Origin of the sequence: uncultured Amnibacterium sp., assembly GCF_964245895.1 — a bacterium.
In the GTDB taxonomy this organism is placed as follows: domain Bacteria; phylum Actinomycetota; class Actinomycetes; order Actinomycetales; family Microbacteriaceae; genus Amnibacterium.
This window is the reverse complement of record NZ_CAXTOQ010000087.1, coordinates 1-13,993: the sequence shown is the minus strand read 5'-3', so window position 1 is coordinate 13,993 and position 13,993 is coordinate 1. Positions and strand designations below refer to the sequence as shown.

Annotated in this window: 19 protein-coding genes; 8 read left to right on the top strand and 11 right to left on the bottom strand. The window is 69.7% G+C overall.

Annotation, left to right across the window (positions count from 1 at the left end; translation table 11 throughout):
- Positions 1-191 precede the first annotated feature (191 nt).
- From ACFE60_RS12220 to ACFE60_RS12190, 7 genes are all read right to left on the bottom strand, one after another.
- Positions 192-908, bottom strand: a complete 717-nt coding sequence (locus ACFE60_RS12220; protein WP_375389135.1) for an MIP/aquaporin family protein — start codon at positions 906-908, stop codon at positions 192-194.
- 128 nt (positions 909-1,036) lie between these two features.
- Entirely contained in the window at positions 1,037-1,207 is a 171-nt protein-coding gene (locus tag ACFE60_RS12215) for a CsbD family protein (RefSeq protein ID WP_375389134.1), read from the bottom strand.
- 35 nt (positions 1,208-1,242) lie between these two features.
- Positions 1,243-1,839: a hypothetical protein gene (locus tag ACFE60_RS12210; protein WP_375389133.1), complete on the bottom strand. Its 597-nt coding sequence runs from the start codon at positions 1,837-1,839 to the stop codon at positions 1,243-1,245.
- A complete protein-coding gene (locus tag ACFE60_RS12205) occupies positions 1,836-2,417 on the bottom strand; it encodes a hypothetical protein (protein ID WP_375389132.1) in 582 nt (193 codons plus the stop codon). The genes ACFE60_RS12210 and ACFE60_RS12205 overlap by 4 nt, the downstream gene beginning before the upstream one ends.
- Positions 2,414-2,776 carry a hypothetical protein gene (locus tag ACFE60_RS12200; protein WP_375389131.1) on the bottom strand — a complete coding sequence of 121 codons (363 nt, stop codon included), beginning with the start codon at positions 2,774-2,776 and terminating at the stop codon, positions 2,414-2,416. Before ACFE60_RS12200 ends, ACFE60_RS12205 begins: the two co-directional genes overlap by 4 nt.
- Positions 2,773-2,943, bottom strand: a complete 171-nt coding sequence (locus ACFE60_RS12195; RefSeq protein WP_375389130.1) for a hypothetical protein — start codon at positions 2,941-2,943, stop codon at positions 2,773-2,775. Before ACFE60_RS12195 ends, ACFE60_RS12200 begins: the two co-directional genes overlap by 4 nt.
- Before the next feature lie 17 nt (positions 2,944-2,960).
- Complete coding sequence (locus ACFE60_RS12190) at positions 2,961-3,431, bottom strand: Asp23/Gls24 family envelope stress response protein (RefSeq protein ID WP_375389129.1); 471 nt, start codon at positions 3,429-3,431, stop codon at positions 2,961-2,963.
- Between the two features lie 156 nt (positions 3,432-3,587).
- Here ACFE60_RS12190 and ACFE60_RS12185 point away from each other — a divergent pair, with 156 nt between their 5' ends.
- From ACFE60_RS12185 to ACFE60_RS12175, 3 genes are read left to right on the top strand one after another with little or no spacing between them, the layout of a single operon-like run.
- Positions 3,588-4,148 carry an RNA polymerase sigma factor gene (locus ACFE60_RS12185; RefSeq protein ID WP_375389128.1) on the top strand — a complete coding sequence of 187 codons (561 nt, stop codon included), beginning with the start codon at positions 3,588-3,590 and terminating at the stop codon, positions 4,146-4,148.
- Positions 4,145-4,762, top strand: coding sequence for a hypothetical protein (locus tag ACFE60_RS12180; protein ID WP_375389127.1), 618 nt, complete (start codon positions 4,145-4,147; stop codon positions 4,760-4,762). Before ACFE60_RS12185 ends, ACFE60_RS12180 begins: the two co-directional genes overlap by 4 nt.
- Positions 4,759-5,073 (top strand): hypothetical protein, encoded by a 315-nt coding sequence (locus tag ACFE60_RS12175; protein WP_375389126.1) that lies wholly within the window; start codon positions 4,759-4,761, stop codon positions 5,071-5,073. Before ACFE60_RS12180 ends, ACFE60_RS12175 begins: the two co-directional genes overlap by 4 nt.
- A gap of 393 nt (positions 5,074-5,466) precedes the next feature.
- Here ACFE60_RS12175 and ACFE60_RS12170 read toward each other — a convergent pair whose 3' ends face one another.
- Complete coding sequence (locus ACFE60_RS12170) at positions 5,467-5,877, bottom strand: MarR family winged helix-turn-helix transcriptional regulator (protein ID WP_375389125.1); 411 nt, start codon at positions 5,875-5,877, stop codon at positions 5,467-5,469.
- A gap of 63 nt (positions 5,878-5,940) precedes the next feature.
- Between ACFE60_RS12170 and ACFE60_RS12165 the strand changes: the two genes are divergently transcribed.
- Complete coding sequence (locus tag ACFE60_RS12165; RefSeq protein WP_375389124.1) at positions 5,941-6,717, top strand: alpha/beta fold hydrolase; 777 nt, start codon at positions 5,941-5,943, stop codon at positions 6,715-6,717.
- Between the two features lie 907 nt (positions 6,718-7,624).
- Here ACFE60_RS12165 and ACFE60_RS12160 read toward each other — a convergent pair.
- Entirely contained in the window at positions 7,625-7,969 is a 345-nt protein-coding gene (locus ACFE60_RS12160; protein ID WP_375389123.1) for a hypothetical protein, read from the bottom strand.
- A 91-nt stretch (positions 7,970-8,060) separates the two neighbouring features.
- Positions 8,061-8,363 carry a hypothetical protein gene (locus tag ACFE60_RS12155; RefSeq protein ID WP_375389122.1) on the bottom strand — a complete coding sequence of 101 codons (303 nt, stop codon included), beginning with the start codon at positions 8,361-8,363 and terminating at the stop codon, positions 8,061-8,063.
- A gap of 149 nt (positions 8,364-8,512) precedes the next feature.
- On the opposite strand from ACFE60_RS12155, the gene ACFE60_RS12150 reads away from it, so the two are divergent.
- The gene (locus ACFE60_RS12150) at positions 8,513-8,851 is read left to right on the top strand and encodes an ATP-dependent DNA ligase (protein WP_375389121.1); all 339 of its coding nucleotides are present in this window, start codon (positions 8,513-8,515) and stop codon (positions 8,849-8,851) included.
- A 417-nt stretch (positions 8,852-9,268) separates the two neighbouring features.
- Entirely contained in the window at positions 9,269-10,087 is an 819-nt protein-coding gene (locus tag ACFE60_RS12145; RefSeq protein WP_375389120.1) for a helix-turn-helix transcriptional regulator, read from the top strand.
- Between the two features lie 87 nt (positions 10,088-10,174).
- Here the strand turns inward: ACFE60_RS12145 and ACFE60_RS12140 are convergent, their stop codons facing one another.
- The gene (locus ACFE60_RS12140) at positions 10,175-11,116 is read right to left on the bottom strand and encodes a helix-turn-helix transcriptional regulator (RefSeq protein WP_375389119.1); all 942 of its coding nucleotides are present in this window, start codon (positions 11,114-11,116) and stop codon (positions 10,175-10,177) included.
- 766 nt (positions 11,117-11,882) lie between these two features.
- On the opposite strand from ACFE60_RS12140, the gene ACFE60_RS12135 reads away from it, so the two are divergent.
- Together ACFE60_RS12135 and ACFE60_RS12130 are read left to right on the top strand one after the other, a co-directional pair.
- On the top strand, positions 11,883-12,461 hold the full coding sequence (locus ACFE60_RS12135; protein WP_375389118.1) for a hypothetical protein: 579 nt from the start codon (positions 11,883-11,885) through the stop codon (positions 12,459-12,461).
- 126 nt (positions 12,462-12,587) lie between these two features.
- The gene (locus tag ACFE60_RS12130; RefSeq protein ID WP_375389117.1) at positions 12,588-13,907 is read left to right on the top strand and encodes a tyrosine-type recombinase/integrase; all 1,320 of its coding nucleotides are present in this window, start codon (positions 12,588-12,590) and stop codon (positions 13,905-13,907) included.
- The last annotated feature ends 86 nt before the right edge of the window (positions 13,908-13,993 follow it).

Below are 13,993 nucleotides of genomic sequence, written 5' to 3'. Positions count from 1 at the left end.
ATCTTGGGATTGTCGAATTTCGGCGTCGGCGAGGGGTCCATCACGTAGCGGCCGGCGACGAGCACCTGGGCGCGACCGTCGGGCGCCGCGAGCGAACCGTTCATCGGGATGAGCCTGTCATCTCGCTCGCGTCATCGCGCGCTCGCGCCGACGGTCGCGCGGAACCTTCCGCTGCACGGGTCGGTGCCCGATCATGCGGCGGTGTCGTGCTCCGCGTCGGCGGAGCGGACGAACCGGTCGTAGAGGACGGCGGCGAGCACGCCGCCGAGGACGGGGCCGAGGATGTACGCCCAGGCGGAGGTGAAGGACAGGTCGACGATCATCGGGCCGAGCGCTCGGGCGGGGTTCGCGGCGCCGCCGCTGATGGGCCCGGCGACGAGGACGCCGCATGCGAGGGCCGCACCGATGGCCACGGGCGCCGCGGCCGTGGGCACGCGGTCGTCGGTCGCGACCGCGACCACGACGAACACGAGCAGGAATCCGACCACGACCTCCATCAGGAAGGCCTGAAGGTCGTTGACCCCGCTGGTCGGGGCGGTGACGCCCAGCTTCGCGTCCGATCTCGCCGTGGGTCCGTATGCGGCCCACAGCACGAGCGAGGCGATGACCGCGCCGAGGATCTGGGCGACGACGTACGCCGGGACCGAGCGCCACGGGAACCTGCCGATGCTGGCGAGCCCGATGGTGACGGCGGGGTTGACGTGGGCGCCGGAAGCGTGTCCCAGTGCGGCGACGACGGCGGTGAGGGTCAACCCGAACGCGAGGGCGATGGCGAGGGAGTCGTAGGCGGCGCCCGCGGTGTTGCGGCCGAGCCCGGCGGCGACCGCGACGGCGGTGCCGACGAGGACGAGCAGGAACGTGCCGACGAGCTCGGCGGTCGCGGCTCGCAGCGTGGTGCGGCTGAGCATCGCGCTTCGCGCGTCGGGAGTGGGGGCGGGTGTACGCGGCATGTGCTTTCCAGGAGGAGGGAGATGGGATCGGCTTCGACGTGGCTGCGGGAGGGCGCTGTGCGCGCCCTCCCGCAGCCACCCGGTGATCAGCGGAAGACCTCCTTGACGTCCTCGCCGGTCTGCTTCACGCTCGCGGCGGCCTGGTCAGTCCTGCCCTCGGCTTCGAGGGACTCGTTGCCGGTGGCCTTGCCGGCGGCCTCCTTCGCCTTGCCGGTGAGGTCCTCCGCCGCGTTCGTGATCTTGTCGCCGAGTGCCATGGTGTGCTCCTTCTTCGAGGGGTGGTTCCCGCAGGTCAGGCGACCTGGGGGCGGGTGGCGGATCCGGTGCGGAACCCGCCGGTGAGCTGCACGAAGGTCGGCACGTCGGCGCCCACGATCTGCTCGAGATCCCGGACGGCGCCGCCGATCAGGTCGGACACGACGGCGGGGGAGATCCCGCGTCGGCACCGGGCGGTGACCTTCAGCATGGGGGTGCCGCGGACCTCGTACGCGGAGATGCGCAGGCCGGCGAGCTCACCTCGGTGCTGCAGGTGCTCCTCCAGCAGGGCCTTCGGGATCGCGAGGTCGATACGGGTGCGCGTGGCGCCGTCGTGCCGCTGGAGGGCGGCGGCGGTGCGGCCGTGACCCTGCTTGAGGATGAAGACCAGCAGCAGCACGATCAGCACCACCGTGACGACGATGATGCCGAGCACGAGCAGGCTCGCCTTGCCGACGGCGGGGTCCGCCACCCACGGCTGCGCGCCGCCGGCCAGGGACGTCGCGGTCTGCTTCCACTGCGAGATCACCGGCGGTACCGCGGCGAGCGCGATCGCGGCTGCGCCGGCGATCAGCAGCAGCAGTCCGACGAGGAGGATGAAGAGTCTGTTGAGGCCCCGGTTGGTGGTGTTCATCCGCCGACCCTGCCCTTCTTGTCGATGGTGACCCGGGTGCGGATCGGCGGGGTGAGCGCGAAGCCGTCGGCGGCATCCTGGACGTCGCGCTGCACCGCGGCACGGTCGATCGGGTTGCCGGAGATCGGCGTGATCCGGACCGTGGCGCTGCGTCGGCCGACGTTCGCGACGACCCGGTCGGGGCTGATCCCCGCGGTGCTCGCTGCGGTGCGGACGAGCGCGGAGCCGACGACCTCGTCGTCGACGACCGCGGCGGAGTCGCCGGCGCCGATGACGTGCCTGCCCCGGCGTCCCGCGGAGAGCGCGGCGACGATCAGGAGCAACCCGATCAGCGCGAGGACGACGCCTGCCGCGATCAGGATGCCGGCCTGGACGGAGGCGAGTCCGCGGATTCCGGAGGCCATCGCGTCCGGCGACAGGAGCAGGGCCGGCTGTCCGAGGGCGGCGAGGGCCGACTCGGTGCCGAGCCATGCCAGAGCGAGGATCGCGAGCACGGCGAGGGTGATCGCGAGGGTCGACTTCGAGGAGTGCAGCTCGCGCCGCAGCACCCGGTTCTGCAGCCGCTTCTCGGTGCTCATCGGACCCGCCTCTCCTGCTTGATGTCCGCACCGGTGAGCCGCAGCGCGAGTCGGGTCACCGCGGAACCGGTGATCGTGGAGACCCGGTCGATGATCACGGCCTCGGCTCGCTCGGCGCGGTCGGTGATGCTGCCGCCGGAGCGGTCGACCGAGTGCGGATCGTCCTGCAGCCGGCCGATGGACACGACGCGGATGGGGGTCTTCACGGCGAGGTCGAGGCGTCCGGCGTCGTCGTTCATCTCCGCCGAGACCCGCTTCGAGTCGACGCCGAACTGGTCGGCGGTCACGGCGCGAACGACCTTCTCGATCGCCCGCGCCGTGATGACCGTCCGTCCTCGAGGGGCCGGCGCGTCGCTCACGAGGAGCTGCGCCGGCCGCGGACCGCGTTCACGATCCCGGATACGTCCAGCTCGCCCGAGACGTACCGGCCGATCAGCGCGCCGACCAGGATCGCGATGGCGACGAGGATCATCGCGCCGAAGGTGAAGGTGATCCACACGATGGACAGCACGGCCGCGACGGCCATGCCCGTCTGCGTCGGGGTCACTGGACGCGCGACGGCTGGTCGTCGTCGTTGTCGTCGTCCTCGGACGGGATGTGCACGTCGGTGATCTCGACGTTCACCTCGGTCACCTCGAGGCCGACCAGGGTCTCGATGGCGGTCGTGACCGCGGTACGGATGCCGTCGGCGACGTGGTGCAGCGGGATCGGGTACTCCGCGACGACCTTCACGTCGACGGCGGCCTGGGTCTCCCCGACCTCGACGGAGATGCCCTGCGACTGGTCCTGCTGCCCCACGCGCTGGCGGAGCGCGCCGAGCGCACGCGCGGCGCCGCCTCCGAGGTCGTGCACGCCCGGCACCTCGCGGGCCGCGATACCGGCGATCTTCGCCACGACGCCGTCGTCGACCGTGGTCGTGCCGTGGCTCGTGTCGGCGTTCAGGTACTCGCCCGTCGGCGTGGCCGTCGAGGCCTTCCGCGAGGTGGCGACGGGAGCGGGGGTCGTGTTCGACATGGTCTCTCCAAGATCAGCGGTTCTGGGCAGCGTCGGAATAGCCCGACATAGGGATAGAGCGGGATCGGGTCCCGATCGTCATGGAGTTCAGCGAACTGCCAGCGATTCCCTCTGGTTGCCCAGGGACTCGGATGGCCGATCGGGCAGGCTCACGACGTGGTCGCGAGCGAGGGCATCGGTCCCGCTCTGGAGGATGCGGAGGACGCCTTCCTCGTCGGCCGGGCAGCGGAGGGCGACCTCCGGGCGTTCACCGTGCTGCTCCGCCGCCACAACGGCACGCTGCGTCGCTACGTCGAGCGTCTGACCCGCAACCCTGCCGATACCGATGACGTCCTGCAGGAGACCGCGACCATCGCGTGGCAGCACCTCGCGGACGTGGAGGATCCAGCGAAGGTCCGCAGCTGGCTGATCCAGATCGCGACGAGGCAGTCCCTGCGGCACCGGCGAGCCCGCCCCGACGAGGTCGAGCTGACCGAGGACCTCGTCGCCGTCGCCGGTCCCGACGTCGACGTCGATCGACTCGACGTCCGCAGGGAGCTGCAGGTCGTCATCGACGCCTTGCCTCGCCAGCAAGCGCGGTGCTGGATCCTGCGCGAGCTCGGCGGCTACCGGTACGGCGAGATCGCGCAACAGCTGCAGATCCCGGAGAGCACCGTGCGAGGCTCGCTCGTGCAGGCCCGCCGGACGATCCTCACGGCGATGGGAGGCCATCGATGAGCGACGTGGAGTCGCAGGCCGAAGCCGTCCTCGCCCTCGAGCCCGAGGACCTCGACGGCCACACCATCGAGCAGCTCGACGACTACCTCGAGAACGATCGCCGGCCGCCTGATGCGACGATCGACAACTCGCCCGCCTGCCAGATCGCGCTCGGCGCGCTGGAGCGTCTGCACGAGATCGCCGGCGACTACCTCGATCGCGACGACGGCCCTCGTGCCGGGACGGACGAGGACTGGATCTCGTCCGTCCTCGCCACCTTGCCGCTCGACACCCGAGCGGGCCGCCGCTTCCCGTACGAGACCGGTGACGACCACCTGCGGGCGCACGTCACCGAGGCGGCGATCCGCGGCCTCGTCCGCCGCACCGGAGACGCCGTGCCCGGCCTGCTGGTCGGCAAGGTCGCGATCGATGCAGCCGGGCCCGACCTCGAGGTCGTCGATCTCAGGATCGAAGCGGCGCTGCAGTGGGGAACGCCGCTCACCGTCGGCACCGCGGCCCTCCGCAGCGCCATCCGACGCACGATGCCGGATCACGCCCCGTTCGAGGTGCGGCGGATCGACATCCGGATCGTGGAGCTCCTCCTTCCCGCCCGAGACGTCCGGACCACGCGATGAGCGACGCCTCGGAGCTCGATCTCGCCGCGTCGCTGACGCGACTCGTCGTCGACATCCCGGGCGTGCGCGGGATCTACCCGCAGTCGGTCGTGTCCGCCGCAGTCGCGGGCCTGGTCCGCTCCGCATGGAGCGCGGCCACGGGTCTGCTCAAGGTCGAGCAGGACGGCGAGGTCGTCCGCATCACCGCGCGACTCGCCGTCGATTCGGAGCGGCGTTCGCGGGACGTCATCGCTGGGGTCCAGGCGACCCTCCTCGCGGCGCTCCCCGCTCGACCGCTCGAGCTCGACATCGAGATCGCGCACATCGACTGATCGGCAGCACGACCCCCGTGCCGGGAGCGCGGGCCGCTCGCCGGGTCGCCGACGGCACCGAGCCGCCGCGGCGTCCGCGCGCCCGCACCGCCGAGCGTCAGGACCTCGTTCGGTCCTCGGTGAACGCTCAGGACGTCGATCCCGCAGTCGTGTCGACGCGTCCCGGACCTCGTCGATCGTCACCTCCGCGGCCTCTGCACCCACGATGCCCGAGCGAGCATCCGGTCGACGTCACGCACCCCGGCTCGGGGCGAGCCGCTGGAACGACGACCGCACCCGCCGCTCGACGACGCGCGGGAAGACGCGCTCCGTGCCGGACGGCGACGTCCTGCGCGGCGCCGGAGCGCCGCCTTCAGCGCCACCGCGGTCGGGCGGGCGTGCCGCGCAGCCGATCTATCCGTGGAGCAGGCGCTGCAGCATGTCGCTCAGCGCCCGCCGCTCGGCGTCGTCGAGGGGGGCGAAGGCTGCAGCGCTGACGCGCCGCGTGATCTCGCGGCCCTCCTCGAAGACGCGCATCCCGTCCGACGTCAGCTCGGGACGGATCGCGCGGCCGGCGCCGGCGACGCGTCGGATCAGCCCGCGCTCCTCGAGACGCGTCGCGAGCGTGCCGAACGCCTGGTCGGTCTGGAAGGTGAGCACCGCGAGGTCGTGCAGCGAGGCGCCGGGGTTCGCGTGCAGGTGCCGGAGGGCGTCCCACTGCACGAGCGTCACGCCGAGCGGGCGCAGCGCCTCCGTCGCCGCCCGGTGCTGCTTGACCTGGAGGCGCTTGACGGAGAGCCCGAGCTCGGGCGGCGACGGACCCACCCGCCGATGCTACTGCGACGAATCATCTTGCTTATATACACATATTGATATACCGTGCCGCTCGTGCCCTCCCCCTTCTCGCTCACCATCCCCACCTCCTTCGGCGACGTGCCCGTCTCGGGCGACGAGCGCGGGTCCGGCCGTCCGGTCGTGCTGCTGCACGGGGGTGCCGGCCCGGTCTCGGTCGCGGGCTTCGCGGACCTCCTCGCCGAAGGGACGGGCTCGCGGGTGATCACACCGATCCATCCGGGCTTCGGCGGCACGCCGCGGCCGGAGGCGCTCACCTCCGTCGCCGGGCTCGCGGAGGTGTACGCCGGGCTGCTCGACGTGCTCGGGCTCGATAGGACGGTCGTGATCGGCAACTCGATCGGCGGCTGGATCGCGGCGGAGCTCGCGATCCGGCGACCCGCGCGGTTGGGCCGCATCGTGCTCGTCGACGCTGTCGGCAGCGAGGTCGAGGGGCACCCGGTGTCCGACGACCTCAGCCCTGCGAGCCTCGTCCAGCGCAGCTGGTACGACCCGTCGAAGGCCCGGATCCCTGACCCGGCACGGCTGTCGCCGGAGGCGCTCGTGATCCTGCGGGGCAACGGCACCGCTCTGACGCAGTACGGCGGCACGATGGTCGACCCGACCCTCCTCGGCCGCCTCGGCGTCGTGGAGGTGCCAGCGCTCGTGGTGTGGGGGGAGGCGGACCGCATCGCCGATCCCGACCACGGCCGCGCCTACGCCGCCGCGATCCCCGACGCGCGCTTCGAACTGCTCGAGCACACCGGCCACGTGCCGCAGCTGGAGACGCCAGAGCTGCTGCTCGGCGCCATCCGCGACTTCATCAGGTCCTGATCCCGCGTCGCGACGGGCAGCGGTGAGCGGGTCAGATCGGCGGGCGGGGGCGGAGAGCCCCGCTGTCCTCGCTCGCGAACAGGTCCGTGCCCGGCACGCGGCCGCTGCTGTCTGACCCCCTGCGGGCGGCCTTTCGGCCAGGGGATGTGCGCAACGTGCTCGGTCCCCGAGAGCGCCTCGGCGTCGCGGCTGGTCTCAGCCGGCGCCGCAAGCACTTGGTTGCTGCCGCTGGGTGGTGGCACTGCGTGACCAGCTGAGCGCGCCCGGCGCGTGAAGTGGACCGAACGACGGGGGTGGGGAAACCCCCTGCGACCCGGGCTTCCGTGATCTGCGCGCCCGGAGGGACTCGAACCCCCAACCTTCTGATCCGTAGGCACGGTCGACACGATTTCTAGGCTTCTCCCGGCTCAAGCGAGCTTCGAGATCCGCATGATTTCGCGGTTCGCCGATGCGCTCCGATCACGGTGCGACCGCTGGTCGCCGACAGAGTGCACACACGGTGAGCACACATCGACACCATTAGAGCCCTCTGTTTTTCGATCATCGGCACGGGGAGAACGCCGCCGACCCGCTCCCCGGCGGCTCGTACTTCTGCGGCTGTCACGTCGCCGGCCGCATAGCCCGCTTCAGCGGCCTCAAGCAAGGAGTCGCCGTCTGGTTGTGGGCGATCATCGTGGCCGTGCTGCTCGGCGTCGCCGGTGCGATCGCTGGAACCGAGTCCGGCATTCTGGGGAGCAGCGCGGGCGGGGCAATCCTGGTTGCCGCCTGCGGCCCGGCGCATCGTCGAGCGCATGTCGCGCGACCGTGACGCGGGCGGCCCTGGTCGTCTCGGCACATCTCTACCCGTCGGGTCCGGGCTTGGCGTGACCTCGGGTGCCTCCGGCGGGTTACGCGTCTCCTTGTGCGATCACTCGCCAGGGGTTGTGTTCCAGATCGCGGCGCCGGCAACGTCTTCGTCCGACGAGACCCCCAGGCCCCGGAGATGCGCGACGCGGTCGTGCATGTACTCCTCCGCTTTCGTGTTGTCCGGTTCTGGTGTTGCGGAATGGGTGCTTTCCACCACTACGGACACGCCCGCGTTCAGCAGGAAGGTGACGAGCACGTCGTCGCCGTCCGGTCCGATCGCGGCGACGTCGACGTCGACGTGGTCGGCGGATCCGGTCTGCCCCAGGAGGGTTGCGTACTCGATCAGCAGGTCCACGACCTCGTCGCCGGCGAGCAGCGATTTGTCCGCAATCGTGACGTGCTTCATCCGCCCGAACGTAGCTGTCCGGCCGCGGGCGTGCGCCCCCTTGACAAGTCGGTACGCGCAGCCACGGTGACGAAGAATGCTCGAATCGCTGTTACGCGTCCGCTTCGATCCCGAGGGCGTGCAGCGGGTTGGTGAACGTCTGCGCGCGGCGCCGCAGCTGCGCTGCGATCTCTGCTGAGCCTGCGATCTCCGCAGCAGGGGCGGCAGAGACGCTGAGCGTGCTCAGATGAATCGTCGGGCCGAGCATGAGCGTCAGCTCCTCTGTGCGCCCTTCACCCGCCACGGGGATCGAGGCGTATTCGTAGCTGTTGTACCGGGCGACCACGATCGCGAGCTCAAGCAGGGCAGCCGCGATCTCATCGGTCGTCACGGCAGCCACCCCGTCGTACGACACCGTTCTCACGGCAGCACCTCCCTCAAATGGAAGAACCATCGCTACCCGAAGACCGTCGATCCGTGGAACCCCCCGCAGCCGATTCGCGCGCAACGGGGACATCACTGCGGTCTGCGGATACGCTGCATGCGATTGCAAGGGAGGCTCGAGTGGGCAGCATCTCGTGCGACGGCGAGGCCGTCGAATTCGATGACCGCGTCCTGGCCCACCTGCAGATCGTCCTCGTTCAGCAGTTCCGGGCAGGCCAACCCGTCCTGCTGTCCTGGCTCGACCCGCTGTCCGAGGGCGACGGCCGCAGCGCGATCTGGCTCACCCCGGCCGCAATCCTGCACTTCAAGTTCACGGGCTCCCGAAGCCCGAGCATCGATCGCCAGTGGCTCGACAACTTGGGTCGATCCGCGTCGAGCGGACCGGGCATCATCGTCACGAATGATCACGGCGAACTCATCCGCGCAACGTCTCATCACCTCATCCGCCAGCCCCGCTGACTCGTCGCAGGATTGGCCGGATCAGAATGTGCGTGATCGTGCCGAGCCGGTTGCACCTGTCGTGCTAAGCGCTGTCATGAAGCGTGAGGTCGCCGTTCCGCGGGTTTTGATGGGCGCCATCAGGTCTGACGCGCTGCAGGTCGCCGGAGGGCGTCGAGGGCTGCGGGTAGAGCGCCCACGCGCAATCGTCGTCGACGGGGCGCCACGCCGGGACGTCGCCATTGCCGGCGCGTCCGCGGCTGGACAATTGGGAGGAGCAAGGTGAACGGTTTCGAGCTGTCGAGGTTGGAGACGCGAGATCCGGACCTGATGGCGGAGATGATGTCGAATGCGCTCGGCGCCGTGCAGATGTCGCCGATCGATACGACGGGCGCCTACTTCTCCATCGCGTCCGCGGTCGGCGCCTCCGTGTCGACGTTGGACTTCGAGCTCAGCTTTCGAGGGAGGGCGTCCCTCGACGGCCTGGAACGCGACGAGGCGGACCAGGTGTACTCGGTCGTCCACATCGATCCCGAGCCGGGTCACGGTCGGATCTGGGATCCCCGGGAACACGAGCTGAATGTGCTCCGTCCGGTCCTGTACCCGGACTGGGTGGGGTCGGAGTTCGACGGCTGCCGGTCCAGGGTCGTGAGCATCAGCCGTTCCAGCGTCCGCGATTACGCGCGACACCTCGCGGGGAACGAGGCGTTCGAGGTCCGCTTCACGGGACTCGAGCCGAGAAGCGCGCGTCTTGCCGAGCAGTGGTACCTGACCCGCCGCTACCTCATGGACACCATCGCCCTCACCGCGAGCGATCCCGAAGCGGGTCTCATCGGCCAGCAGCTCACCGGATTGATCGCTGCAAGCGTGCTGGCGACCTTCCCGAACACCCTCACCGAGTACCTCGACCGGCACGACGCGCGACCCGCGACCATGACCGCGGCGGTCCGCCGAGCCGTCAGCTACATCGATGAGCACCTGCAGGAGCCCGTCACCCTCGCCGATGTCTCGGTCGCCTCCCGCCTAAGCGTCCGCGCCCTGCAGGACGGATTCCGGCGCCACCTCGCAACCACCCCGATGGGTTACCTCCGGAAGGCGCGGTTGGACGCCGCGCGCCTCGAACTCAGTGCGAGCGATCCCGCTCGGCAGACCGTCGCAGCGATAGCCCGCAGATGGGGGTTCGCTCACCTCGGCCGTTTCGCCAAGGACTACCAGGACGTCTTCGGCGAGAAACCGAGCGAGACACTCCGCCGCTGATCTATGCCCAGAGAGCGCCCAAGCGAACCCCCCCCTCTCACGAGGAAGGCGCCTCCGAAGGACAAGGATGAGATAGGGCTCCCGAGGTCAACGGTCGAGGACGTACTTCGGGGAGACGCCGTACTGCTGGCGGTAGTGCTTCGCGAACGTCGACGGGTCGGCGTAGCCCCACCGATGCGCGATCTCGCGGACGGTGTCGCCGAGTGTCGGGTCGCCGCGGACGAGGTCGTCGTGCGCGGCCGCGAGGCGGGCACGACGAAGAGACGCGCTGAGACCGCAGCCGGCAGGGGAGTGGCCGCGGAAGATCTCCTGCACCTCGAGGGTGGAGGCGCTGACCGTTCGAGCGACGTCCTCGACTGTGATGGGAAGGGAGGCGTGGTCGTCGATGAACTGCTGTGCGATGCGGTAGCGGCGCAGGCGGCCCTCGGCGGTGATCGTGCGGCGTCTCCGGTCGCCGGTCAGCCGGTAGCTTTCAAGCAGCGTGACCGCCAAGGATCGGTAGAGCGAGCTCCGGAGGATGGGCGTGTGGAATAGATCCGTCTCGGCGGTGTGCTGCGCCATCACGAGCAGTTCGCCGAAGATTCGTCCGTGCTGCTGGTCGACCGGGAGTGGGCCGTCGAAGTCGAGCCGGAACCGGTCGTCGCCGTACAGGGCACGCCCGAACTCGGTCAGTGGCTTCTGTTTGAGGAATAGCGTGAACTGGTCGACCGCGTCCAGCCGGCCGAGGGTCGGGCCGGTGAGGCTCTGCATCCAGGGGAGTTCTCCTGTGCCTCGCTGATCTCCGGTCTCCCACTCGAGCGCGCCGGAGCGGGCATAGGCGACCGTGACGGTGTCATCCGGCTCGTTCGTCCCCTCGAAGTAGCCGGCGACTTCGAAGTGGAGCAGCGAGAAGCGGTCGTCGCCGTCCAACCGGACGCGGTGTCGCAGGTCGGCGTCGCTGTCGATCCGCGCGTTTGGGGAAACCTGCAGGATGCTCTCCTCCGCCTGCTCCCGCGACGCCTCGACCTGCCAATAGAACGTCTCGCTCACGCAGCACTCCCTTCAGACGTAGGAGCCAGGTGGGACATCGGTTCCCGAGCAGGTGATGCACGCCGACGGCTCGTCCTGCTCAGCCGAGCCAGACGCTACGCGTTCTGGGTAAGAGACGCGCCCGCGAATCGAAACCCTCGATTGCACCGCAGAATGCGACAGAACCAACACGTCGTCCCCTCGCTCGCTACGACGACGTGCTCTATTACGGGCGGGGGCCGCGACTACTCCACCCCGGACTGTTGAAGTCGATCCCGTCACGAGGGCGGGCAAGGTACCGCCGAAGGCGAGGACGACCCTGGCTATCGCGAACGAGCAGGTGACGTTGCGTTGGCGATCCCTGATCCGCGAGTTCTGTGGTCGATCACGACCCGTCCTCCCTCGTCGTGTGCTTCGCTGCGCGCGACGGGTCTTGCGATGGGTTTCGTCGCGTTCGCCCTGTCCTGGCCTGCCACCTCCGCTGGCGCGGCTCCTGAACCACCCCCACTCAGCGAAAAGCGTGCTGAGCAGGGGTGGTTCAGGAGTGCAGGTGGCAGGCCAGGACAGGGCAAAAGGAGAACAGGGGAGTGATGGGAAGGAGATGGAGAGGAGAGGGAAGGAATGGGTTGTGACGGGGTGACACAGGTGGGGTGCGGTGGGGGAGTGGTGGGTGGTCACGTGGTGAGGAGTGGGTGCGGGTCGGGAGGGGTGGCCGGTGGGTGGGGTGCGGCGGGTGTGGGTGACGGGTCGGGATGAGCGGGTGTGTGAGTGGTTGCGGATCGTGCGGGTGTGCGATGTGCAGTCGATCCGCTGGGTCCTCGGTTCGCTGAACGGGTCGAGCGGGCCGGTGTCGACGAGGGCGGCGCAGGCGTGGTGTTCCCGGATGGAGCACGTCGGCCTGATCGAGCGTGCGAACCTCGGCGCCCCCGGCGGTTCGTGGTTGTGGGGGACGTATGAGGCCACAGGGCAATCCCGGCCGAACGTCTACACTCAGACCGCGCGGCACGAGGTCGCGGTCGCTGCGGTGTCGGCCCGATACCTGGCAGCGGGCTTCGGATGGCAGCGGGACGACAAGCCGCCGTTCGCCGGCGGGCACCAGGCCGACGGCGTCGCCCTCGGCCGACGCTCGATCGAGCTGATCGAGGTCGAGCTGACGCCGAAGCGGGCGCCGCGGTATGCGTCGATCTTCACCGCGTTCCAGCGGCGCCTGGACTACGGGGACGCGAACCGCGTGGACTACCTCTGCACGGAGCCAGCGGCTCGCGCGGTGCGCCGGTCGCTGTCGTCCTCGCCGTCCGGGCGCGCAGTGGCACGGTTCGTCTCCGTCCGAACCATGTTCGACTCCCGCGGCGGCATCGCGCCGTGACCCTCCACAGCCCTGATTCGGCGACATCTGAGTTCGGGAGCCGCCCGCTGTGCGCACACGTCCGAGCGCGTACGGACACTGATCCGCTGCCGCGCACCAGTAGCGGAAGCCAGGGAGGGGACCGATATGGCTGATCTCTATCGTCGCTGCGGGTGCCGAACCGACGGGCATCTCTACCCGCCCCTGCCATCCGGTGCCACCGCGGAACAACGCGCGGCGACCTGCCCGCACCTCGTGGCCGATGCGAAGCACGGGTCATGGGGCTTCGCGCTGTCAGCAGGGAAGGACTCGGCGTCGGGGCAGCGCATCCAAGTCCGCCGGATGGGATTCCCGACCAAACGAGCCGCTCAAGCCGAGCGCGCCCGCCTGCTCGCACAGGTGGCGAGCGGGCGCTACTCGCACGACCGAAGTCTCACGGTCCGCGAGTGGCTTTCCGAATGGCTCGAGCGACGGGTGCGCGACGGCCTCCGACCGTCGACGACGGTCATGTACCGGCGGTACGTCGAGCGTGACCTGCAGCCCGGACTGGGGCACCTCCGCCTCAGCGAACTGCGTCATCACCACGTCGACCGCTTCCTGCAGGCGCAACTCGCCAGCGGTCGTGGCGTCGTGACCGTCCGACGCATGCATGCGGTGCTGTCCAGCGCGCTCAGCGCCGCGCATCGGCTCGATCTCGTCGAGGCCAACGCGGCCTCGAACATCGGTCTGCCTCCTGAACGGCCGCAGAGCCGTCAGATGTGGGAGCCGGCACAGGTCGGGCGCTTCCTCGACAACGCGAGCACGGACCGGCTCGGACCTCTGTTCGAGATCGCAGTCTTCACCGGTCTCCGCCGCGGCGAGCTGCTCGGTCTCCAGTGGGCGGACCTCGATCTCGACCAAGGCGAGCTCGTCGTCCGGCGGCAGAGAGTGGACGCGGGCGGACACGCCGTCGAAGGCGAAGCGAAGACCGCGGCTGGGCAGAACCGCCGAGTCGGACTCGGGCCGGTCGCCATCGCGGCCTTCGAGACGTGGGCGACCACGCAGAAGACCGACCAAGGCGCGTGGCAGAACCAGTGGCAAGGCGCCGACTGGGTCTTCACGCGCGAGGACGGGGCGCCACTCTTGCCGCAGTTCGTCACGAAGCGATTCGAACGCCTCGTCCTGCAAGCCCAGCTCCCGACCATGACCTTCCACGGGCTGCGGCACCAGCACGCCTCCCTGCTGATCGCTCAAGGTATCGATCTCGCCGTCGTGTCGAAACGCCTCGGTCACTCATCGATCGCGATCACGAACGACCTCTACAGCCACCTCTTAAGAGACACGAACAGGCAGGCGGGCGAAGCAGCCGAGGCGCTGGTGCCGCGAGGCGCGGAAGCACCTGCGCGGCCGACTGCGCACACATTGCACACACGAGGACCGAGAGGGCGGGGCAAGAAAGAAGCCCCGGCCGAAGATTTCCTCTTCTGACCGGGGCTTCCGTTCGCGCGCCCGGAGGGACTCGAACCCCCAACCTTCTGATCCGTAGTCAGATGCTCTATCCGTTGAGCTACGGG